Origin of the sequence: Paenibacillus zanthoxyli JH29 (assembly GCF_000520715.1) — a bacterium.
In the GTDB taxonomy this organism is placed as follows: Bacteria; Bacillota; Bacilli; order Paenibacillales; family Paenibacillaceae; genus Paenibacillus_AQ; species Paenibacillus_AQ zanthoxyli.
On the sequence record NZ_ASSD01000671.1, the window covers coordinates 1 to 2,639 of the forward strand.

Annotated in this window: 4 protein-coding genes; 3 read left to right on the top strand and 1 reads right to left on the bottom strand. The window is 54.1% G+C overall.

Features of this window, described 5'->3' with window-relative positions; genetic code table 11:
• The 3 genes from L691_RS0125900 to L691_RS0125910 all read left to right on the top strand — a co-directional run.
• On the top strand, window positions 1-791 hold a 791-nt coding region (locus tag L691_RS0125900; protein WP_025693106.1), incomplete at its 5' end, for a glycosyltransferase family 2 protein.
• Window positions 788-1,525 carry a glycosyltransferase family 2 protein gene (locus tag L691_RS0125905; RefSeq protein WP_025693107.1) on the top strand — a complete coding sequence of 246 codons (738 nt, stop codon included), beginning with the start codon at window positions 788-790 and terminating at the stop codon, window positions 1,523-1,525. The genes L691_RS0125900 and L691_RS0125905, both read left to right, overlap by 4 nt.
• 25 nt (window positions 1,526-1,550) lie before the next feature.
• Window positions 1,551-2,282 (top strand): sugar phosphate nucleotidyltransferase, encoded by a 732-nt coding sequence (locus L691_RS0125910; RefSeq protein ID WP_025693108.1) that lies wholly within the window; start codon window positions 1,551-1,553, stop codon window positions 2,280-2,282.
• Between the two features lie 176 nt (window positions 2,283-2,458).
• Here the strand turns inward: L691_RS0125910 and L691_RS33845 are convergent.
• Window positions 2,459-2,639: hypothetical protein (locus L691_RS33845; RefSeq protein ID WP_025693109.1), on the bottom strand; the 181-nt coding region annotated here is incomplete at its 5' end.

Genomic DNA, 2,639 nt, shown 5'->3' on the forward strand with positions numbered 1-2,639 from the left:
CCGCCCGCAGGTCCTTATGGACTCCGCCGGCGCTGCATGGAAAGCTGTCGGTTATCATTACCGCCTGCAATGAGGAGAAGACGCTGAGGTCTGTCCTGAGAGAAGCGGAACGGCTCATGCCAGAGGAGATCATCGTTGTGCTCAATGGCTGTGTCGATAACAGCTTCCGGCAGGCGCGGCAGTGCGGCAGAGCAATTGTCGTCCATTGTCCTAAGGCGGTTGGACATGATGTGGGGCGGGCGATCGGCTCGAAGCTCAGCCAGGGCGATATTATGCTCTTTCTCGATGGCGATCTGCCCATTCCCGCTCCGGCGCTCTTCCCATTCGTCGCCGCTGTGGACCAGGGAGCGGATGTGGCGCTCAATGATCTGAATCCGCTGCTTCCCATATTTGGAAAATGCGACAACGTGACACGCTGCAAAATGTTTCTGAACATGGCGCTTGGCAGGGAAGACTTAGGAGCCGGGTCGATGACGGCCGTACCTCATGCCCTGTCCCGCAGAATGCTGGAGCTTATCGGACCCCAGGCGCTGTCGGTGCCGCCCAAGGCGCAGGCAACGGCCATTCTGGAGAAGCTGCGCGTAGAAAACGCGGGAACGGTCAACGTAATCAAACGGAACAGAAGACGAAAGGGGAATACGGGGACGGGAAACAACGTGGAACAAATGATTATTGGCGATCATGCCGAAGCGCTGGCGGAAGTGCTCGCCCGCGGCGCGGCAGACCTGCTCTGGAAAGAGAACGGCCCGGACAGCCGACGCCTAGTTGCGGCCTGGAGGAACGGAATATGACACGGACCAGCATTATTATTCCGACCTTCAACGGGCTGAGCCTTTTAAGGACTTGTGTGGATGCAATCCGCCGATATACAGCGGAACCTTACGAATTAATTGTCGTGGATAACGCCTCCAGCGACGGAACGACAACATACTGCCGCAGAGAAAAGATTACATTCATTTCTCTGCCCGCCAACGCCGGCTTTCCGGCCGCCTGTAATCGCGGCCTGCAATTAGCTTCCGGGGACGAACTGCTGCTGCTCAACAATGATGTCATTGTCTCGAAGAACTGGCTGACCAATCTGAAGACCGCCCTGTACAGTTCTCCAAATACCGGTATTGTCGGTCCCGTGACGAATTATGCCAGCGGCCGGCAGATGGTCGATACCCGGTATGCGGACATTGCCGGGTTCCACGCGGCGGCGGTAACGGCGAATATCTCCGACCCCTCCAAATGGAGCGAGACGAAGCGGCTGGTTGGTTTATGCTTTTTATTCAAAAGGGAAGTGCTCAGCAGGGTTGGTCTGCTCGATGAAAGATTTTCTCCGGGTCATTACGAGGACGATGACTATTGTATGCGCGCCCGGCTTCACGGTTACCGCCTGCTGATCGCCGGCGATTGTCTGGTGCATCACGAGGGAAGCGCAAGCTTCAAGGAGGTTTACCGTTCCGGATTAGATGAGCTGATCAACCGCAATCGCGGGTTATATATTGAAAAATGGGGTGTCGATCCTACGCAATTTATTTAGGCTACATGTGGAGGAGGAATGGGCTTTGAAAGGAGTCATACTGGCAGGCGGAACGGGAACAAGACTATATCCGCTCACCCGGATGATGAACAAGCATTTGCTTCCGGTCGGCAAATATCCGATGATCTGTTACGGCGTCGACAGGCTGCGGAAGGCAGGCGTCACTGACATTCTTCTTGTCATCAGCAGACAGTCTGCCGGAATGTACACGGATTTCCTGGGAAGCGGCGCCGAGTTCGGCGTGTCCCTGACCTATAAAATTCAGGAAGCTGCCGGCGGAATCGCCGAGGCGCTGGAGCTTGCAAAAGATTTTATTCCTTCAGGGGAGCGGTTCATCGTGCTGCTTGGAGATAATTTGTTCACCGAGGATCTTACTCCTTATGTAGACAGCTACCTCCGGCAGCCGGAGGGCACCGCGAAGGTGCTGCTCAAGCCGGTGGAGGATGCGCGGCGGTACGGCGTTCCCGTGTTCGACGGCGCGGATTCGGCCTGGATCGCCCATATCGAAGAAAAACCGAAACAGCCGAAGACCGGATACTGCGTAACCGGCATTTATATGTACGACAGGGCCGTGTTTGATATTATCCGGAGGATTACCCCTTCCCGCCGGGGTGAGCTTGAGATTACCGATGTCAACAACCTGTATGCCGCAGACCGTAAGCTAAGCTACGATGTGCTGAAAGAGTGGTGGAGCGACGCGGGAACGTTCGATTCTCTGCGGGAGGCGGGGGAGAAGCTGAAAGACGCGCTGCCGTAACGGCGGCGTTTTTTTAAAATATAAGACTTTATAAGCTCCGCGCCTATCGTTTGGTCTTATATTTCTACGAGAAACGGGATCCGTCCCTAAAAGGACGGCGAAGCCGTTTCTTCTTGTGGTTCTTAAGGCCCGTGAACAGGAGTTCGATAAGAGTTTTTCTTACTTTGTGATTGTAATCACAATTCCGGTATTTCACCCATGCTAGTCTTGTGTTGAGAGGGATTCTCAGTAAAAAGGGTCTTATCCGTAAAAAGGCAGGCAACCGGGAAGGGGCAGAGCTGTATGGATAAAACATTGAGCATAAATGAACCGATATACAAATTTATCTTAAAAGCCGAGAAGACTCCTTCCTCTATA

Bases quoted from the DNA above. Each gene is read 5' to 3' on its own strand.
- L691_RS0125905 (WP_025693107.1), top strand. From the start codon at position 788: ATGACACGGACCAGCATTATTATTCCGACCTTCAACGGGCTGAGCCTT.